Genomic DNA, 3,978 nt, shown 5'->3' on the forward strand with positions numbered 1-3,978 from the left:
GAGCCGAAACGGCGGCCGGTCGCCGCCTCGACCGCCGCGAGCCCTTCGGCGACCTCCTCCTTCAGCCCTTCAGGGAAGCTGCGCCCGTTATCGTAGAAATAGCGGCAAACATCGGAGATGATGGTGAGGCCGGGCGGCACCGGCAGGCCCATGCGCGCCATTTCGGCGAGCCCCGCGCCCTTGCCGCCGAGCCGGTCGCGGTCAATCTCGTGCTCATCTCCCGCGCCGAAGCCGTAAACCCAATTCGCCATGCATCCGCCTTCACACGCCCTGGGGACCATCTCCACTGTTCCCGCAAGGCGCGAATTCCTCTTCTGGTGCGAGACGTTAGAGCATCATGGGCGAAATGAGAATTGGGCACTGGCGAAAAAAGCGCCGGGAGCACCGATCTTTGGCCGTTAACGCATCCCGCGACGGCGCTCAAACCTCCTCGACCAGCTTTTCGGCGGTCTGCAGGTCGACGGAGACCAGTTGCGACACGCCCTGTTCGGCCATGGTGACGCCGAACAGCCGGTCCATGCGCGCCATGGTGATCGGGTTATGGGTGATGACGATGAAGCGGGTCTCGGTGGTTGCCGCCATTTCATCGAGAAGATTGCAGTAGCGCTCGACATTGTGGTCGTCGAGCGGCGCGTCGACCTCGTCCAGCACGCAGATCGGCGCCGGATTGGTGAGGAACACGGCGAAGATCAGCGCCATCGCCGTCAGCGCCTGCTCGCCGCCGGAAAGTAGCGTCATGGTTTGCGGCTTCTTGCCCGGCGGGCGGGCGAGAATTTCCAGCCCCGCCTCCAGCGGATCGTCGGACTCGATCAGTTGCAACTCGGCCATGCCGCCGCCGAAAAGATGCACGAACAGCCGCTGGAACTGCTCGTTGACGGCGTCGAAGGCCGCCAGCAGCCGCTCGCGCCCTTCCCGGTTCAGGCTCTGGATCGCGCCGCGCAGCTTGCGGATCGCCTCGATGATATCGTCGCGTTCTTTGACCAGCGCGTCGAGTTGCGCCGAAAGCTCGCTCTGTTCCTCCTCGGCCCGCAGGTTGACCGCGCCCAGCCGCTCGCGCTCGATTTTCAGCCGCTCCAGCGCACGCTCGACCGAGACCGGTTCGGGAAGCTCGGCATCGGGGGCAAGGCCGGTCAGCCGGAACGCTTCGTGGGGGGCGACTTCCAGCACCTCAAAAATGCGCTTTTCCGCGCCCTCGCGGCGCTCGCGGGCAGAAACCAGCCGCTCCTCGGCGCGGCCGCGCTTCTCGCGGGCCTCGGCCAGATTGGAGAGCGCCTGCGCGGCTTCCCTGTCGGCGTCACGCTGCGCGGTCTCCGCCTCGGCCAGCCGGTCGGCGGCGGCCTTGCGGGCCTCTTCCGCCTGCTCCAGTTCGCGGGTCAGCTGGCGGCGTTTTTCCTCGAATTCCTCAGGCGCTTCCTCAAGGGTTTCCAGCTCCGCGCGGGCTTCCTCATCGCGGGCCTTCAGGGTTTCGATCTGCGACTGCGCGCTTTTGGCGCGGTTCTGCCAGCTTGCCCGTTCCTGGCCGATCGCGGTCAGGCGGCGCTGGCGGGAATCGTTTTCACGCAACAACCCGTCGTGGCGCGCCCGGGCTTCGGCCAGTTCGCCGCGATGGCGCGAGACCTCGGCGCCCTGCGCCGAAAGCCGGTTTTCCAGCGCGGAATAATCCGGCGCCTCGGCAAGGGCGGCCGACGCGTTTTCGAAGCTCAGCACGATATCCTCGCCCTGCGCCTGCAACTGGCTCAGCGTTTCGGCGGCGACATCGCGGCGGCGCACCAGTTCACCGGACGCGCGCTCGGCCTCGGCAAGCGCTGCACGGGCATCGGCGACCGCGCGGCCAACCATGCGCACCGCCTCGCGGGCGGCGGTAACCGCCTGCTCCTGCGCGCGCACCGCCTCGCCGGCCTCGACCTGCACCGCCCGGGCATCTTCCAGCGCCACCTCGGCCTCCCGGCGTTCCTCTTCCAGCGCGGCGAGCCGGTTCTTCTGCGACAGCCTGAGGGCTGCGGCACTTGGCGCGTCCGCGCCCTTGATGAAGCCGTCCCAACGATAGACCGCGCCGGCCTCGGTGACCAGTTCCTGACCGGGCGCGAGTTTTGCCATCAGCGCGAGAGCGGCATCGTCGGCCACAAGCCCCACCTGGCGCAGGCGGCGCGACACTTCGGCGGGCGCGTCGACAAGCGTGTTCAGCGGGCGGCAGCCTTCAGGAAGCGCGGCATCGTCCCCGCCATCACCATTGCCGTGCCAATGCGCCGGGGCATCGGCCTCCAGCGGCGCGTCAAGGTCATCGCCCAGCACGGCGCCAAGTGCGGTCTCGTAGCCGTGCTCGATGCTCAGCAGTTCGGCAAGCGGGGTGAAATCGCCGGCGGCAGCACTCGCGGCCAGCATTTTCTCGATCGTGCGCGCCTCGGTCTCGATTTCCGACAGTCTGGCGCGCGCTGCCTCCACCGGTTGGCGGGTCAGCGCCTCGTTGCGGCGCGCCTCGGCAAGCCGCTCATCGGCCTCCTCGGCGGCGGCAATCGCGTCTTCCTCGGCGATCGCGGCCTCTTCCAGCGCGGCCTGTTTTTCGGCCGGGTCCGGCAGGCCGGCAATGCGCTCGCTGATCGCCGCAAGCTCCGCGCCGGCATCGTCGATCTGGCGCTCGATCCGCTGGCGGCGGTCGGAAAGCTCCGCAATGGTCCGCTCAAGCTGGGACCGGTTGGCAGCCGCCTCGGCCCGTTCGGCCGTCAGCGCGGTGAACACCGCCTCGCTTTCGCCAAGCCGGGCCGCGGCATCGTCCATTTTCTCACGAGCCTCGGCAAGCTCCTCGCCGGAAAACCCGATCAACTCGGTAAGCTCGGCCTCCTCCTCATCCAGACGCGCGAGGATCGCGCTATTGTCGGCGATCATCGCCTCCTCGCGGCGGATGTCCTCGCCAAGCTGAAGCAGGCGGCGGGAGAGTTCGTCGCGGCGCTGTGTCAGGCGCGAGGCATCATCCTCAAGCTGACGGCGGGCAATCTGCAGGCGTTGCAGCAGGGCCGCGGCCTTGACTTCCGCATCGCGCAGTTCGGGCGTCTTCAAACCAGCGATCGCCTGGGCCTTGGCCGCCTCCATCTGCTGGTTCGCGCGTTCGGCCACCGTCGTGGTCAACTGGTTGAGCGCGCTGGTCGCCTCGGCTTCCGCCGTCTTGGCATCAACCCAGCGCAGATGCAGCAGGATCGCGTCATGGGCGCGGATATCGGCCGACAGCATCTTGAACCGGGTTGCCTGGCGGGTCTGGCGCTTCAGGCTCTCGATCTGGCTGGTCAACTGCCCGGTGACGTCCTCCAGACGCTCCAGATTGGTCTCGGCCGCGCGCAGGCGCAATTCCGCCTCATGGCGACGCGAGTAAAGCCCGGAAATGCCGGCGGCCTCTTCCAAAAGCTGGCGGCGCGCCTGCGGCTTTGCCTGGATCAGCTCGCCGATCCGCCCCTGCCCGACCATGGAGGGCGAGCGGGCCCCTGTCGAGGCGTCTGCGAACAGGAGCTGGACATCCTTGGCGCGCGCCTCCTTGCCGTTGATGCGGTATTGCGAGCCCTGCTCGCGCATGATCCGGCGCGAGACCTGGATCTCGTCACTGTCGTTGAAGGCGGCGGGCGCGGTGCGGTCGGAGTTGTCGATATGGAGGCCGACTTCGGCGGCGTTGCGCGCCGGGCGATTGCCGGAGCCGGAGAAGATCACGTCGTCCATGCCCGAGGCGCGCATGTTCTTATAGGAATTTTCTCCCATCACCCAGCGCAGCGCCTCGACAAGATTCGACTTGCCGCAGCCATTCGGCCCGACCACGCCGGTGAGCCCCGGCGCGATGATGAAATCACTTGCCTCGACAAAGGATTTGAAGCCGATCAGGCGCAGGCGGTTGAACTTCATGCGCCCTGCCCCGCGGTGAGGTGAACTCTGAAATCTCGCCGCTGAAGTTCAATGCGGCCGGATACGGCCGACACCGCATAGCCCCCCAATCTTCTC

2 protein-coding genes are annotated in these 3,978 nt (G+C 67.5%); both read right to left on the reverse strand.

Features of this window, described 5'->3' with window-relative positions; all coding sequences use genetic code 11:
* A partial coding sequence (locus tag B4E36_RS11500; protein WP_345900371.1) for a PEP/pyruvate-binding domain-containing protein occupies window positions 1-251 on the reverse strand: 251 nt, incomplete at its 3' end.
* 169 nt (window positions 252-420) lie between these two features.
* Window positions 421-3,882 (reverse strand): chromosome segregation SMC family protein, encoded by a 3,462-nt coding sequence (locus B4E36_RS11505; protein ID WP_292051529.1) that lies wholly within the window; start codon window positions 3,880-3,882, stop codon window positions 421-423.
* Window positions 3,883-3,978: the final 96 nt, after the last annotated feature.

It is taken from the genome of Martelella sp. UBA3392 (genome assembly GCF_002358775.1).
In the GTDB taxonomy this organism is placed as follows: Bacteria; Pseudomonadota; Alphaproteobacteria; order Rhizobiales; family Rhizobiaceae; genus Martelella; species Martelella mediterranea.